Source organism: Citrobacter sp. Cb004, assembly GCF_030337065.1.
GTDB classification, from domain to species: Bacteria; Pseudomonadota; Gammaproteobacteria; order Enterobacterales; family Enterobacteriaceae; genus Citrobacter; species Citrobacter braakii.
The window spans coordinates 188,418-203,878 of sequence record NZ_JAOWCH010000046.1 but is presented as its reverse complement, the minus strand read 5'-3'; the positions used below and the strand labels follow the sequence as shown (position 1 = coordinate 203,878).

At 47.5% G+C, this 15,461-nt stretch carries 15 protein-coding genes and 1 pseudogene; 11 read left to right on the top strand and 5 right to left on the bottom strand.

Translation table 11 applies throughout. From position 1 onward, the window contains the following. Window positions 1-3: 3 nt before the first annotated feature. Window positions 4-351 carry a DUF488 domain-containing protein gene (locus OGV65_RS06160; protein WP_016152799.1) on the bottom strand — a complete coding sequence of 116 codons (348 nt, stop codon included), beginning with the start codon at window positions 349-351 and terminating at the stop codon, window positions 4-6. Between the two features lie 198 nt (window positions 352-549). Here OGV65_RS06160 and OGV65_RS06155 point away from each other — a divergent pair, with 198 nt between their 5' ends. After that, on the top strand, window positions 550-1,257 hold the full coding sequence (locus OGV65_RS06155) for a CTP synthase C-terminal region-related (seleno)protein (RefSeq protein ID WP_141875088.1): 708 nt from the start codon (window positions 550-552) through the stop codon (window positions 1,255-1,257). A gap of 36 nt (window positions 1,258-1,293) precedes the next feature. On the opposite strand, the gene OGV65_RS06150 is transcribed toward OGV65_RS06155, so the two are convergent. Beyond that, window positions 1,294-2,481, bottom strand: a complete 1,188-nt coding sequence (locus OGV65_RS06150; RefSeq protein WP_094761887.1) for a CynX/NimT family MFS transporter — start codon at window positions 2,479-2,481, stop codon at window positions 1,294-1,296. Between the two features lie 99 nt (window positions 2,482-2,580). Between OGV65_RS06150 and OGV65_RS06145 the strand changes: the two are divergent. After that, window positions 2,581-3,379, top strand: a pseudogene (locus OGV65_RS06145) (AraC family transcriptional regulator). Here the strand turns inward: OGV65_RS06145 and OGV65_RS06140 are convergent. From OGV65_RS06140 to dgcJ, 3 genes are all read right to left on the bottom strand, one after another. After that, on the bottom strand, window positions 3,356-3,802 hold the full coding sequence (locus OGV65_RS06140) for a DUF441 domain-containing protein (RefSeq protein ID WP_016152803.1): 447 nt from the start codon (window positions 3,800-3,802) through the stop codon (window positions 3,356-3,358). The pseudogene OGV65_RS06145 and the gene OGV65_RS06140 overlap by 24 nt on opposite strands. A gap of 137 nt (window positions 3,803-3,939) precedes the next feature. Next, the gene (locus OGV65_RS06135; protein WP_286454742.1) at window positions 3,940-4,443 is read right to left on the bottom strand and encodes a YbaK/prolyl-tRNA synthetase associated domain-containing protein; all 504 of its coding nucleotides are present in this window, start codon (window positions 4,441-4,443) and stop codon (window positions 3,940-3,942) included. A 44-nt stretch (window positions 4,444-4,487) separates the two neighbouring features. Then, window positions 4,488-5,978 (bottom strand): diguanylate cyclase DgcJ, encoded by a 1,491-nt coding sequence (gene dgcJ / locus OGV65_RS06130; protein ID WP_103766197.1) that lies wholly within the window; start codon window positions 5,976-5,978, stop codon window positions 4,488-4,490. 860 nt (window positions 5,979-6,838) lie between these two features. Here dgcJ and OGV65_RS06125 point away from each other — a divergent pair. The 9 genes from OGV65_RS06125 to OGV65_RS06085 all read left to right on the top strand — a co-directional run bounded on the left by OGV65_RS06125 (window position 6,839) and on the right by OGV65_RS06085 (window position 15,413). Then, window positions 6,839-7,447, top strand: coding sequence for a fimbrial protein (locus OGV65_RS06125; RefSeq protein WP_141875090.1), 609 nt, complete (start codon window positions 6,839-6,841; stop codon window positions 7,445-7,447). A gap of 65 nt (window positions 7,448-7,512) precedes the next feature. Beyond that, complete coding sequence (locus tag OGV65_RS06120) at window positions 7,513-8,220, top strand: fimbria/pilus periplasmic chaperone (RefSeq protein ID WP_047498933.1); 708 nt, start codon at window positions 7,513-7,515, stop codon at window positions 8,218-8,220. Between the two features lie 33 nt (window positions 8,221-8,253). Beyond that, on the top strand, window positions 8,254-10,881 hold the full coding sequence (locus OGV65_RS06115) for a fimbria/pilus outer membrane usher protein (protein WP_052137993.1): 2,628 nt from the start codon (window positions 8,254-8,256) through the stop codon (window positions 10,879-10,881). 63 nt (window positions 10,882-10,944) lie between these two features. Next, entirely contained in the window at window positions 10,945-11,514 is a 570-nt protein-coding gene (locus tag OGV65_RS06110) for a fimbrial protein (RefSeq protein ID WP_103766200.1), read from the top strand. A 15-nt stretch (window positions 11,515-11,529) separates the two neighbouring features. Further along, window positions 11,530-12,141 carry a fimbrial protein gene (locus OGV65_RS06105; protein ID WP_047498930.1) on the top strand — a complete coding sequence of 204 codons (612 nt, stop codon included), beginning with the start codon at window positions 11,530-11,532 and terminating at the stop codon, window positions 12,139-12,141. A gap of 145 nt (window positions 12,142-12,286) precedes the next feature. Further along, window positions 12,287-12,853: a fimbrial protein gene (locus OGV65_RS06100; protein ID WP_047498928.1), complete on the top strand. Its 567-nt coding sequence runs from the start codon at window positions 12,287-12,289 to the stop codon at window positions 12,851-12,853. Window positions 12,854-12,869: 16 nt separating this feature from the next. Then, the gene (locus OGV65_RS06095) at window positions 12,870-13,484 is read left to right on the top strand and encodes a fimbrial protein (protein WP_153690439.1); all 615 of its coding nucleotides are present in this window, start codon (window positions 12,870-12,872) and stop codon (window positions 13,482-13,484) included. A gap of 74 nt (window positions 13,485-13,558) precedes the next feature. Next, a complete protein-coding gene (locus OGV65_RS06090; RefSeq protein ID WP_047498925.1) occupies window positions 13,559-14,164 on the top strand; it encodes a fimbrial protein in 606 nt (201 codons plus the stop codon). Then, window positions 14,157-15,413, top strand: a complete 1,257-nt coding sequence (locus OGV65_RS06085; protein ID WP_080756015.1) for a fimbrial protein — start codon at window positions 14,157-14,159, stop codon at window positions 15,411-15,413. The genes OGV65_RS06090 and OGV65_RS06085 overlap by 8 nt, the downstream gene beginning before the upstream one ends. Window positions 15,414-15,461: the final 48 nt, after the last annotated feature.

Genomic DNA, 15,461 nt, shown 5'->3' with positions numbered 1-15,461 from the left:
CGGTTAGCATTGACGTATCCATTCAGCCAGCACCAGCGCGTGGTTTTGCTGGGTGTTTTTCGCCGCATACAGTAGCGTTAAGGTTTGCTGTCGGGCAATCTCTGCGAGACGCTTTCCTTCCTGCTGCTGTAGGGCGAGTTCAGCGCGATATTGCTCGGAAAAGTGTGTGAAATCAATCAATTCTGCGTGGAACGCCTTGCGTAAATCAGATGACGGCGTAAGCGCTTTATTCCATTCGTTAAAAATAAGGTCGGTCTTTTTTACCCCGCGAGGCCACAGCCTGTCGACCAGTACGCGATAACCATCATTTTTTTCTGCTGGGTCATACACGCGTTTACATTGAATTTTCATCTTTTCATCTGCTCCATTAATCCACTGCTTTGATATATTTCGACACCTTTATTACGGTTAAATAAGATCGTAAAACGTGACAATTGTAACATTCTGCCCGTCCTGACTCCCAATTTAAGGGATTGTGATACCAACAAAAAATCGGTAGGCTGAGGCTCCTTATATTGTCCCTCATTGTCTGGACATAAGGAAAGCTTAATGGAAATTTCCCCGTTTAAAGATACGCTTCGCATTGCGCTGGTGGGTGATTACAGCCCTGATATTGTGGCGCATCAGGCCATTCCTCTTGCTATCGATGATGCCGCTGCCGTCCTGGAATTAGTGGCTGATTATGACTGGCTAACCACCTCTGATATTAGCAGCAGTGAAGATCTGATTGGCTATGATGCTATTTGGGTCGTTCCTGGCAGTCCATATCGGCACCTGGAAGGCGCACTGATCGCGATACGCTACGCGCGTGAAAACAGCATCCCATTCCTCGGGACCTGTGGCGGTTTTCAACATGCGATTCTGGAGTATGCCCGCAACGTGCTGGGCTGGAGTGATGCTGCCCATGCGGAAACGGATACCAGGGGGCGGATGGTCATCGCACCGTTGACCTGCTCGCTGGTAGAAAAAACGGATGATATTGAACTGAGGGCCAATACGCTGATTGCCAAAGCCTACGGACGGGGTGTTATCTCCGAGGGGTATCACTGCAACTATGGCGTATCGGAAGATTTTGCCGCCGAGCTTGAGAGCGGTGATCTTCGTGTGACTGGCTGGGATGAGGCTGGTGATATCCGTGCCGTTGAGCTGGTGACGCATCCTTTTTTTGTCGGCACACTCTTTCAGCATGAACGTGGAGCGCTGGCGGGAAAACCCGTGCCGTTAGTTCAGGCAATGCTGCGCGCTGCGCGAGGATAAAAAACGGGCAGGTTGTTCTCAAACCTGCCCGCTGCTTTATGCGCTTGCGATCTCCCGATTACGCCCCGCGCACAGACCAAACACTGCCATCAGTATCGCTAACACGGCGACCCCAGCTAATGGAATCAGCCAGCTACCATTGAGGTCGTGAATCTTACCCATCAGCGGTGGCCCACAGGCGGCCAGTAAATACCCGACGGATTGTGCCATGCCGGACAGGGCCGCGGCCTGATGCGCTGAGCTTGCGCGCAGGCCAATAAAGGTCAAACCAAGGATCATCGTAGCGCCTGAGCCAAAGCCAAACAGTATGGTCCACAGCAAAGCCTGCCCGGGCATTACCGCGAATCCCGCTGCGCCGATGGCGCACATTAACGAAACCAGTGCGGCGATGGCGCGCTGATCCTTAAATCTGTTCAGGACGAGAGGGATCAATAACCCCGGCGCGGCGGTTGCCAGTTGCAGTAAACCATGCAACGAACCGGCCTGCGCTTCGCTGTAGCCGTGGCTGATTAAAATGGCAGGTAGCCAGCCAATGATCACGTAGTAGATAAGTGAATTGATCCCGAGAAACAGCGTCACCTGCCAGGCGAGGCTCGAGCGCCAGATCGCGCGGGAATGCAAAGCGCGCGAGTTGCTCAAACTGGCATTGGCCGTCTGGCGACATTGGGGTAACCAGATAATCAGCGCCAGCAGCGGAAAGACCATCAGTACCATCAGCGCACCGCGCCAGCCAAACCCGTTCAGCGCCAGCGGAACCACAATAGCTGAACCCAGTGCCGCCGCTGCGCCCATAGTCAGCGAGTATGCGCCAGTGAGTTTTGCCACATGCTGAGCAAAATCACGCTTAATCAGCCCAGGTAACAGCACATTTCCCAGCGCGATTCCGCAACCAATGATAGCTGTGCCGCTAAACAGGAAACCTGGCGTGGGCAGAGAACGTATCGCAATACCTGCGCAAATCAGTAGCATTGCGGCAAACAGGCTGCGTTCGATACCCCAACGGCGTGCAACGGCGGCGGCCAGAGGCGATACCAGTGCGAAGGCCAGCAGCGGCAGGGTGGTCAGAAGTCCCGTCTGGGCGGTACTCAGGCCGTAGTCGGTGCGAATTGCATCCAGCAGCGGGGCGGCTCCGGTAAAGGTGACGCGCAGCGTGGTGGCAATCATCAGGATCCCCGCGATCAGCCAGGCTGCGTTTTTGCCGCGGGAGGAAGGCATATTTGTCATTTTTTTCTCATATCGTCAGGCGAGGCGATACTTTAGCGTTTTTACTCAATGGATGAATCAAGCTAAAATGACAGTTTATCGCTAAAAACGGACATTTTTATGTTAGGACTGAGGCTGGATGGGTATGAGCCCGACCTTTACCACGATGCGGCGGTGGCGTTTTGTATTCAGGCCCGGGAAGATGAACTCTTCAGTCCGCTGCATCAGCACCGTAAGGGGCAGTTGATTCTGGCCTTGCATGGCGCGATCACCTGTGAGGTTGAAAATGCCATGTGGATGGTGCCTCCACAATATGCGGTATGGATCCCCGGTGAAATTCCACACAGCAACCACGTTACCGTTGGGGCACAACTGTGCTTTTTGTTTATTGAGCCGCAGGCAGTCGTGATGCCTGAACGCTGCTGCACCCTGAAAATCGCCCCATTATGTCGGGAGCTCATTCTGGCGCTGGCGTCCAAAACGGATGATCAACGGCTGGAGCCGTCTACCCAGCGGCTGACGCAAGTGCTATTTGATGAACTCCCGCAGCAACCGCAGGAGCAAATGCAGTTGCCGGTTTCCGATCACCCGAAAATCCGCAGAATGGTCGCGACGATGGCGCGGGAGCCCGCGCAGTGGCAGACGCTGGGACAGTGGGCCAGCGTATTTGCGATGAGTGAGCGGAACCTCGCCCGTCTGGTCGTTAAAGAAACGGGGTTGAGTTTTCGCCGCTGGCGTCACCAGCTTCAATTGATTCTGGCGCTGCAGGCGCTGATAGATGGTCATAACGTGCAACAGGTTGCGCAAATGCTCGGTTACGATTCGACCACGGCATTTATCACCATGTTCAAAAAAGGCCTGGGACAGACGCCAGGCCGTTATCTGGCTGGACTGGCTACTGCTTCCCAACAATCAATGACACCAGACCTGCCGCAATGAGCGGTCCCACCGGCACACCGCGAAATAGCGCCACGCCCAGTACCGTACCCACCAGTAAACCGGCCACAAGCTGAGGCTGGCTACCCATGAGCGTGACACCGCGCCCGCCAAGCCAGGAGACGAATACCCCGATGGCAATAGCGACCAGTGATTTCCAGTTCACAAAGGAGTGGATGAGCGTGGAGGGGGGGAGCGTTCCGCTGGCGATCGGCGCCATGACGCCAATGGTTAGAATTATAATCCCGACGGTCAGGCCCTGTTTTTCTATCCATGGAAAGAACGTATTCAGAGGGGTAACACGGACAATGATCAGCACCAGAATTGAAACAGCGACAGTGGTGTTGTGGCTGACAAAGCCCAGAGCTGCCAGTCCGAGCAGGATCAGCAGAGTGACATCAAACATCGTAGTTTCCTTGCCAAAAGAAAAAATAAGCCTGCTTACTGTACGCGTAAACGCGTGACGGAACAGGCTTTTTTTAATGATTATGATTTTTTTTGGGCTAATGCACGATGCTACGTTTTTACACCTGACTCGGGCGGCTATTGTACGCGGCGGAACGGGAGTAATTCCGGTTGCGCGATACGCAGGTAATCTGCGGTATCCATAATCACGGATTTTTCCAGCACTCCGGCATTGAACGCAATTTCATTAAAACGCTCAAACAATAGCGGATCGGCGACCAGCTTAAGTTTTGGATGGAAGCTAAACGGTGGGATAGCGCCGAATACGCAACCTGTCAGTGCATCGACTTCCGCCGGGCTGGCAAGTGATGCTCTTAACCCGCCGATATGGCTGGCTAACAGGCTCAGGTCGGCCTGCTGGTCGGCAGAAAGAATCGCCAGGACATGCTGATTAACGCTGTTGCCTTTGACCTTACAAACCAGCGCTTTTGCTCCCTGGCCCAGTGCGGTACCGCGAATTTCAGAAACCGCTTCACATTTGCCGACCGCTTCATGGCTTACCACGCGATACGTCGCGCCTTGTTCTGACAACAGCGAAATTAAACGCTGATGCGTTGCGTTACCTTTGTTCACTTCCGTCATGACTTACTCCTGGTACAACAATGAAAATCCTGTCAGAAAAATGATTACGCATCCGCGCGTTTTTTCTGTTTGTTCAGGTAGAGCTGTGCATCGGATGCTTTGTAGGCATCATCAATGGTGTCGTTTGGCTGCATATTATAAATCCCTGCGGAGAAGCTGATTGCTCTATCTTGCGCAATAATTTGTAAGTTATAGCGAATCCTCTCCAGCAGACGAGGCGTTAATTCAGCGGGGTAATCGATGAGGATAATGCAAAATTCATCCCCACCGAGGCGGATGGCATAGTCGTTTTTGCGAATCGAGGTTTGAATGGCTCTAGCCAGAATAGTGATAATGCGATCGCCTTCCTTATGCCCCAGCGTATCATTAATGACTTTTAGTTTATCGCAATCAATGGCGATAAAGGTCACGAGGGTGCCCGCGTTTACCAACTGCTGTAAACGTTGTTCGAGCGTCGGCGTTAAAATTTTGCGGTTGTAGAGCCCGGTCATCGCGTCACTGATATTTTCACGCGTGACGTTGTGATACAGCCGGAAATGCGTTCTGACCATATTCAGCAACAGTATTGTCGCCAGCAGATAGAAGGCGAATACTTTCCAGGAGGAGACAATAAAGTACATAAAATCAAGCGATAAGGTGATGCGTATACCGCCGGGCATGTCCTCCTGGTAGTGAACATAGCTAAACAGGTTGTTCTCACTTTGGTGAACGAGTATCTCTTTACCTGAGTTGATGTCCGAAAGCGTCACGTTAAGATAGCGCCAGACGAGAGGGCGGTCGCTGGTATAGAAAATATTCTTTAAATTCTCTTTGTTGATATCCACCATCACCACGCCTTTTAACTTACCGGCATAGTAGACCGGTGTTAAAAAGCTCATCACTTTTTTCTCGGTCAGGTTATCTTCATAAATACGGGAGATTACCGTGCGGCCAGTGAATATACCGTCAATATCATTCTGGTTGATACCCAGGTTTCCTTTTTGCAAAAACGACCAGTTGTGTATCGCAAATTTCCGCGAGTCGACCAGATCAAAGAAATAGACGTAGTTATTTTTGAGATCGACGTAATATCGAAATTTATACTCCTGCATACCTAAACCATGACCGTAATCTTTCTGCTCACGATTAACGTTTACCGCCCGGTCAAAAGAGGGCAGTAGAAATATGTCTGCAAGTTTCTCGCTACATTTTGTGGTGGGGGTTTGCAACGTACCGTGTAATGGTAGGTAGTTATGCTGGGTGAGGTTGAGCCCATGAGTGCCGTTAACGCTGTCGAAAGCGTTGCAAAGTGCTTTTTGTTGCTCGATAGAAGCGGGTACCTGGGGGGATGAAAATGTGCGCATCAGATGGGCTGCAATACTTTGATTAGTATACTTATCATAGAGAAACGATGAGTCGGCTTTCTCATTGATATAGCGCATGTACGCATTCATTGCTTTATCGCTGGCAATGAGCTCATAAACTAAAAAAGAAAACGTCAAAACAACGACGCTGACGGAGATAAAGAGCCTGAGCGCTTTATGATGCAATTGCATAATGATGTACAGCCCTGTAAGTCTGATACTTCAGTCTATCACACGCCATACATCCGCTCTAACGCTACTGGGAAGGGCATTTTGTAATAAAAATCATTCGCGTGTGTTCTTAGTCAGCCAGGGCAAAACCCGTCAGCGTCCGGGGGCGTTAAAGCAACAGAGTGTTTACCATGCTGATACGGGCATAAAGATGGGCAGAAGTTATCACTAAGGTCGCTGATAACAACGTTATCTATAAAAGCCGAGAGGCAGATTGCTTGCAATGGAGAGTCAGACATCCAGTGACTCGTTTATTGTTCTGGGTTGGGAGGAATATAACGGCGGTGGTTATTGTTCCTAATGTATATGTTTTATTAATGATAAGGTAAATAAGTTGCGACAATAAAATTGTTTTCAAATATCTTATATTGTAATTGTATCAATATTTTTTTTAAATTCATCTCGTGAATTTATTCATGAGATCGATTGATCTTGGATTTATTCCTAAAAATAGAGTGTATTTCATCTATTGATGTCATAGGTTTTTCTATTTATAAATTATATTATGTTTTCTTTAACTAATTGTTTTAACTTATCATTTTATTTTCTGTGTGACTTTTTTTCTATGTTTTAAGTGAATTTTAAATGCGGCCTGTGAATGCTTTCATATATATTTTGTAGCGTGTCAATTGGTTGCAATTTACATCCATTAATATAATAATGTGCTCACGGCGTTACCCTTAATAATCTTTGCTACTGTTTTTGATCTACACCGCTATTGCGGGCTGCAGTGGAACTAAAATGTGGTGCTTTTGTATACGCCAGCATAATGCACGGTAAGTATTAGTTATATTTTTTGTAAATAAATGGAGTTATGAATTATGTGTCGTTCAATTATTAAAATTGCTCAGGTTGCTGCATTGGTTGCAGGTGGTTTAAGTGCGGTGAATGCGATGGCGGCTGATGGCCAGATTCGTATTAATGGCGAAGTCATTAACAAAACGTGTGCTGTGGCGATCAACGGTGCACCGACTTCTACTTTGCTGCAGATTGATCCGATTGCTGCTGTGGATATGACGGATTCTGTTGCGATCGCGAATGGTACCAATATGAATGCTTCTCGAGATATGCGTACTGTAAATATCACTCTGGAAGGCTGCGTGATGCCAGCCGGTAAAACCGGTGTTGCGGTTAGCTTTGATTCTACTGGTTATGCGGATTCAGGCACCAGCACCTATCGTAACGTCCTGCTGGACTCCGTCAATACCATGGATACTGCTGCTAAAGGCGTGCAGATTGGCTTCACTAAAGACACTGACGCTACCAAAACACTGGCGATGGGTCCAAATACTGTAGATCCAGCGGATTATAAAAGTACAGAGACGAATGCCCAGACCTACAGTTTTAACACTCGTTATGTCCAGACGGGTACAGATGTTGTCGCTGGTGATATCGAAACGGTAGCTACCTTCAGCGTAGTTTACCAGTAATTATTGATTAAGACTGAGGCGGCAGTTTTTATTGCCGCCTTATTTTTCAGAGAGTAATAAATTAAATGTCCATCAAATATTTATCTGCAATTATGGCCGCGACTTTGGCCTTCAGTTCGTCTGTATGGGCCGATGTCGTCATTAATACCACGCGTGTGATTTATAAAGAAGCAGCCAAAGAAGTTAACGTTCGCCTGACCAATGAGGGGCCGCGTCCACTGCTGGTGCAGTCATGGTTGGATGATGGTCGTGCAACGGAATCGCCGGAAAATATCGATCTGCCATTTATGTTAACACCTCCGGTGTCACGTATTGATGCGAAGAAAGGCCAGACGCTGCGTATTTCTAAAATGGACGCCAGTTTGCCGAAAGATCGTGAAAGTATTTATTATCTGAACGTGTTAGAGGTTCCGCCAAAAGCAAAAGGTGAGGCTGCTGGCAATAATAAATTACAACTGGCATTTCGTACTCGGATTAAGATGTTTTATCGCCCAGATGCTTTACCCGTAAAACCACAAGATGCGGCAGGTAAGGTTGAATGGCGTGCGGAAAATGGCACATTAGTTGCAAAAAATAACTCCCCTTATTATCTGACCTTCAACATGATGAAAGTTGGTAATAATTCGGCGAAGCCAGGAATGGTTGCACCTTTTGCAACGGAAAAGTTCACATTTGATAACAAAACGTTTAAAGCAGCTGTAGGAACCAATCTGACGTATAGCTATATTTCGGATTATGGTAACGATGTAGAGGGTACTGCTGTTATCAAATAGTATTTTTTCACGATGGAACGTTCGGGTTTTTCTATGGATATGTTAATTAGCGATCGTTTTCGTTTGTCGAGTATTGCTAGCACATTTATTTTATTGAATGTTGTCGGGACAGCGAATGCTACTGAAACCCCTGCACAAAATAGTGTTTCGCCTGCATCATCAGTAGAAAATTCTAATGTGCAGGAAAAAGAAGAAAATAAAGAAAGTGAGGAAATCGGTACTGAAGATGAAGAGGTAGAATTTAGTAATATCTTTTTATCTAATCAGCCAATAGACGTTAGCCGTTTTTCCAAAGGAAACCCTGTTACCGCCGGGAAGCATTACGCAACCGTTGTACTTAACGAGCGCGAAATGGGTAAGTTTGAAATTCAGTTTGATGAAAACCCAAAAGATCCGTTACGTGCAATTCCTTGCCTGAGCCTGAAAGAATTGGCGAATTTTGGTGTTGATCCTGGTGCCATTAATGTTTCTGGCGCAGAGGCGGAAAGCTGCATTTCGCTGAAAACCCTGATCCCCCAGGCTAAATGGAAAATGGATATCAACGATCAGCGTTTTATGCTGAATATTCCACAGGCCATGGTACTGGCAACACGTCCTGATGAAGTGCCGGATACGCTCTGGGATGACGGCGTTAACGCGGCGTTTGTCGGTTATAACACCAGTTATTATCGTTCAAGTTACAGTGGGGTTAGCTCTGATAGCGCTTGGGTCGGCCTTGATGGTGGACTGAATTTACTGGGCTGGCGCGTCCGTGTCCGTGGCGACGCGAACTACACAAAAGACAGTGGAACAACGTTCGATAGTTCGAACCTGTACGTGGAACACGATGTCGCGCCGCTGAAGTCACGGCTACGGGTCGGTGAGATCTATAGCAGCAGCACCTTTTTTGATGGGTTTCCATTACGCGGTGTGACGCTGAGCAGCGACACGCGAATGCTGCCAGACTCCCTGAACAGCTTCCGTCCGGTTATTCGTGGGGTTGCGGAGTCAAATGCGAAAATTATTATCAGCCAGGCTGGCACTAAAATATTAGAAACAACCGTGCCGCCGGGAGCATTTTCGATTGACGATTATAATCCGATCAGCTCCAGCGAACAGCTTGACGTTACGATTCAGGAGGCGGACGGTCGGACGCGTCAGTTGATTATACCTTTCAATGGCAGTGGGCAGCTGCTTTACCCAGGGGTCAGCCTTTATTCGCTGGCGGTGGGGGAATATAACGGATCGAGCAGCGCAGAGAAACCTGTTGTCACCCAGGGAACCTGGCAATATGGTCTGAATAATTATCTGTCTTTATATACCGGTGCTGAATATATGTCGGGCTACTACTCTGCTCTCGGCGGGGTGGCGCTGAATACGCCGATTGGTGCAGTCTCAATAGACTTGACACAGTCGCATTTGTCAGCGGAAGAAGGCAGTCGGGAAGGGCAGAGTGTGGGGATTAAATACAACAGTTTTATCTCCTCGACAAATACCAGTTTCAATATTGCGGCTTACCGTTATTCGACAAAAGATTTCTATACGCTGAGTGAGGCAGTGGATCGACTATCGGAAACCGACTGGATGGACCTGGAGGATCGCCTTAAGTCACAGGTACAACTCAACGTCAACCAGTCGCTGGAAAATGGATGGGGCTCATTTTATTCTTCAGCGATGCTATCAGAGTATTGGCGTTCAGGGCGCAAAGAGAAAAGTTATCAGTTGGGTTACAGCAACTCTCTGGGACAAGTCAGCTATAGCGTTTCCGTTAACCGTTACTACACTGACGGTAATGAGAAAGACGATCAGGTTTATTTGTCGTTTTCTATACCGCTTGGCGATCGTTCCGGTGATAAAGCGCCGCTGTTTGATTATCTGAACACCAGTTATACCCGAAGCAGCAAGGGAGACAGTAATTTATCGACCTCGACCTCGGGTTATAACCAGGATGCAGGCATGAACTATGGCGTCAACGCAAGTTATCGCCGCAACGGCTACGACGATAATAAGATTGAGAATATTGGGGCGAATGCCTCCTGGGATACCCGTTACGGTAGCTGGGGGGGGAACATATCTGCCGATACAGAGAACAGCCGTCAGATGTCTGTGAACGGCAGCGGTGGGGTTTTAATTCACAAGGGCGGCGTAACTTTCGGACGAACCATTAACGGTGACACGCCTGTTGCATTGATTGAGGCGAAAGGTGCGAAAGGCGCACTGGCGATGGGTGACAGGGCTGCGCGAATTAACAGTGCCGGGTATGCCTATGTTTCTAGCCTGTCACCTTACCGCTTTAATGATGTGAGTATCGATCCATCGAAAATGGAACAGGATACCGAATTAAAAGAGACATCGACGAAAGTTGTTCCGCGTGCAGGGGCTATTATTTATGTTCCTTTCGCTACGGACGATCGTCGCTCGGTATTTTTCCGTCTTAGTTTGAAAAATGGTAAAAATATTCCTCTGGGGTCTGAGATATTTAATGAAAATAATGAGGTCGTGGGCACGGTTGGACAAGGTGGTCGTGCCTTTACTCGAGGAATAGAGCAGTCCGGGACGTTATCTGTTATCTGGGGCGATAACACCGAAGAACAGTGTCGGTTTAATTATCAGTTACCTGAAACGACTCAGGAAGATATCAACAGTAAGACGTTGTCTGTCGATAACGTAATCTGTGATTAATAACATCATCGTTAAGTTAAGCCACATCAGCATTGATGTCTTTAATTAAAAAAGGAGTTTTTAGTGAATAAATTCAAATTAAAAGGGAAATCAGTATTCATTACGGGTTCCCTGTGTGCGGTGATGCTGAGTGGTTCTGCACTGGCTGAACGAGTCGACTTTACTGCAAGTACCCACATTAATCGTGGTACCTGTACGCTGGTAGTTACTGGTGGTGGCGATGGGTTGTTATTTGATTTTGGTGAAGTTACGCCAATTAGCGCATTTGCTGGTACCTTCGCCAAGGACGCAGAGTTTAAGCTCAATGACTGTGTGGCGGTAAATAATATTAACGTTTCTCTGTCTTCCGCTAATACAACCACTATTGCCTCGGGGACTTATGCCGGGAAATGGGTTGTACCTGCTAGCGGTGGCGCAACAGGCGTGGCGTACAAAACAGAAATAAGAAATGGTCGAACAGCAGCCTACTTCACTATTCAGGCGGATGGTCAAGTTCCCACTGGCACACAAAATTATGTAACAGACTGGTATATGGGTGTTAAAGCTACGTTAATTCCAACAGTAGCGTCCATTGCGGATATGGAAGCGGGTTCTTTGGCTTCGACCGCAGTTATAAACATTGCTTATCTGTAGGGAGGGACGCTTACAATGAAAAAAATTATCTCTGCGGTTCTGTTTTGCGCACCGCTTTCCGCTCTGGCGGCTGATGCAACGGTTGATTTAACCTTTAAAGGAACACTGACCGCACCAACCTGTACGGCTTCTTTTACTGGTTCTAGTGGTGTGGATATTGCGTTTGGCAGCCTCAATGCATCTGATATCGTGGGGAAAGCGGAAGGGACGATTGTTCCAGCTGCGCCAGTCAAAAACGTCTCTCTGAAGTTCTCTGGCTGTAATAGTATCACTAATATTAAAGTCAATTTTGTTGGTGCATCCACTTCAGGTTATGGCTTTGTCCGTAAAGCGGTAAATTTCCGTGATACCAGTGATAGAGAGTCAGGTCTGGGGGTCGCATTACTCAAAAATGCCGACTCTACCTCGACTGATGATGCGGTTTACGTTAGTGCGGACAAAGCGGGTGAACCGACCGTTTTGTCACTGGCGACCCTGGCCAAAACGGGCGAAGTTTATACCTGGCCGCTGTATGCCAAAATGGTAGTGACTAAAAACTCACTGCTTAAAGATTCTGCCGCTGTTAATACCAACAGTGCGGGAAAAGATCTTAAAGCAGATGTTTACGCAAATATTGTTTATGACTAATACCCGCTAGCGGGGTTGTGCAACACACTCTTTCAAATGCGGCGCGGGTGTTCGCCTTATAACACTCTTGTCGTATGAGGGGCAGGATATTTTCTGCCAAATTATTTGAGAGTAAAAAACTCTCTAAAATTAAAAAGGAATGATTATGAATAAGCATTTGGCGGGTAGGAAAGCCGCACTTATTTCAGGTTTGCTGTGCGCAGCGATGCTGAGTGGTTCCGCACTGGCGGAACGAGTCGACTTTACGGCAAGCACCCATATTAATCGTGGTACCTGTACCCTGAGTACGGGGACTGAAGGGCTGGTATATGATTTTGGCGAGGTGACGCCTGTTGTGGCATTTGCCGGGACAAGGAATATTGAGCAGTCATTCAAACTGAATAACTGTGTCGCTGTAAACAACATGACCCTTTCTTTGAGTTCCACCAGTACTACTGATATTGCCGCTGGTGCCTATAAAGGTAAATGGGTTATCCCTGCCACCGGTGGTGCGACAGGTGTGGCGTTCAAGACCGAGGTGAAAGACGATTCAACGGGGACCTATTATCCGATGCAGGCAGATAACCAAACGGTGAATACTGGCACAGATAAATTTGCGCCACAACGGAGTGTTTATATTAAGTCCACTATCGTGCCGACCGTTGCAGCGTATAGCAACATGGTTTCAGGTTCTCTGAACTCCACCGCTGTTGTAAATATTACTTATCAGTAAGAAAGGGACGCTTACAATGAAAAAAATTATCTCTGCGGTTCTGTTTTGCGCACCGCTTTCTGCTCTGGCAGCAGATGCAACTGTTGATTTAACGTTCAAAGGAACGCTGACCCAGCCAACCTGTAGTGCTGCATTTACCGGTATGGCGGGGGGGACAGATATTGCTTTTGGTAACATCAACGCATCCGATATTGTGGGCAAAGCAGACAATACTGTTATTACAGCAGCTCCGGTAAAAGATGTGTCCATACAATTGACGGGTTGTGGTGGCGGTATTACCCGTGTTTCACTAGATTTTGTCGGTACAGCACTTTCAGGGTATGGTTTTAACGGTACCGCGGCGTCTTTCGTGGATCCGCTTAATGCTAATGCATTATCTGGCCTTGGTTTTGCCATTTTCAAAGATCAAACAACAACATCGAATCTTGAAGCCATTAGCATGAAAGCTGGCGAATTAGAATATTTCGAGCTTGCCAACCTGACCAAGACAGGTGAAACCTATAAATTACCGCTGTATGCCAAAATGGTAGTGACTAAAAACGCACTGCTTAACACTTCTGCCGCTGTCAATACCAACAGTGCGGGTAAAGATCTTAGCGCATCTGCTTATGTAAATATTGCTTACGAGTAATACCGATAAAAGCGCGCGGTAGCGTGTATGCCGTGCGCTTTTTAATCTGATATGAATATTCTGGAGCGTTTACCGTGAGTGAGTTGATAATGAAAAGAAAGGGAATTATTTCATTAGCCTTTCTGATGACACCTTACTTTATGCCTGGGAATGCTGTCGCGGCGGACGGTATTATTGCTGACGGTAGTGGGTATGGCTTAAATTTTGGCGGTGAACTAATTCAAACAACCTGCGATGTCCGTTTCAATAGTGATGTATTGTTTTTATCACCCATCGGTGTAGGGGAATTTTCAGAACAACGGCTCTCTTCCCTGAGTAAAAATTTTTCGTTGATAGTTGAAAACTGTATATTGTCTCCGATAACCGCGTCGAACATTCGCATTAGCTTCGATGCGTTGGCGAGTAATGGTAAAGCCGCGCCCGGCATATTTACCAATCAGGCCGTCGACGGTTCTGGTCAACGTATTGATAACGGCGTGGGCTTTGCGGTATTTGACCAGCGGGATAATCAGAACGTGTTAGATAATACGGGTCAGAGTCGTCTTCTGACGTATCCGATTACCCCTCAGGCTCCGTTGGCGACACCGCGTGATTATTATGTCAGATATATGCAAGCGGGAACCGCAATCACCGCCGGGCAGGTGACAGCCACATTGCTAGTGAGTGCATTTTATGATTAAGTTGATTAGATCAAAACTACGTAGTTGTCACTATTCTTTACTGATACCCGCAGTCTGTTTATATATTGTTTCAGAAAATGCCTCTGCGGTAACAGCCTCTGCAACCCTAAATGGGGGAGTGCCAAATGTTAACTACACCATGCAGGTGGATAAGCTTTTTACCGGCACTGTCGGCTCGCTGGCCGAGCAGACAGAATTTAGTTCCCCTTCAGGTGCTATGAATTGGAGATTTCCGAACAAAACTAATACGTTGAATATTTTCGGCCCTCAGGTTTTTAAAGTTGATTTCACAAGTGCAGTAGACACGTCCAGTACCACAACGTTTGGCGGTATTAAATATTATAAGGTAAGTACAGACGTAGGGAGTAACATTCCTCTCTATGTCGCTATTAGACAAGGTATCTACGACAATACAGCAGACGCCATGAGTTACTATTTTGTACCCTATCTGGAACATAATAACTCAGTGACGGAGATACAGACCATGAGTAGTTACTCCGATTGTGTAAACACGTGGACCAATACAGAAGATCCTTATACTTGTAGTCTTACTATTGATATCAATCAAAATGGTACAGTTTCCGGGCGTAATGGTACGATCTATTTTTATATGCCTAAAATACCGACCAATGATATAACGTTCACCGGTATAGAGATTGCCAGGGGCAAGATCCATTCAGCGTATTCAACTGATAGCTGGTCCGCTGCCCGCGATTATTCGAAAAGTGTTGTTGGTAGCCAAGGCTATGACTATTTTCACTTTTTTTTATCGGGTACTTTGAGGATGGATCAGTCCTGCCAAATTAGTAATGGTCCCGTCGTTCTGGAAGTGCCTCTGGGTAACATCGTCAGTTCGACGTTTACGACGAAAGGGGGAAAACCATCGGGGTATACGCCAAAACCCACAGTCCTGACATTTTCCTGTAAACGAGACATTGGCGATACCTACGGTGCGATGAAATGGTCAATTTCACCGACCTCAGCCAGCAGTGGTTCAGGGCTGGATGGCGTGCTGGTCGCGAAACCCAGCAATGGGAACACCATTGATGGGGTGGGGGTGAAAATCACCAGCGATTCTTCAGGAAATACGCCTGTTAAGCTAGGTGGTGATAATTTGCAAGGAGCAGAGGTCATTGGCAATAAGGCAATGGCGACGTTTTATGCCTACCCGACGATGACGACAGATACCAAGCCATCTGGTGGTGGCGATTTTAACGCGACGGCTACCGTAACCTTTGAAGTTCCCTGAGTGAATTCTGACAATCCCAGCGTCTGCTGGGATTGTCGTTTATCAGGA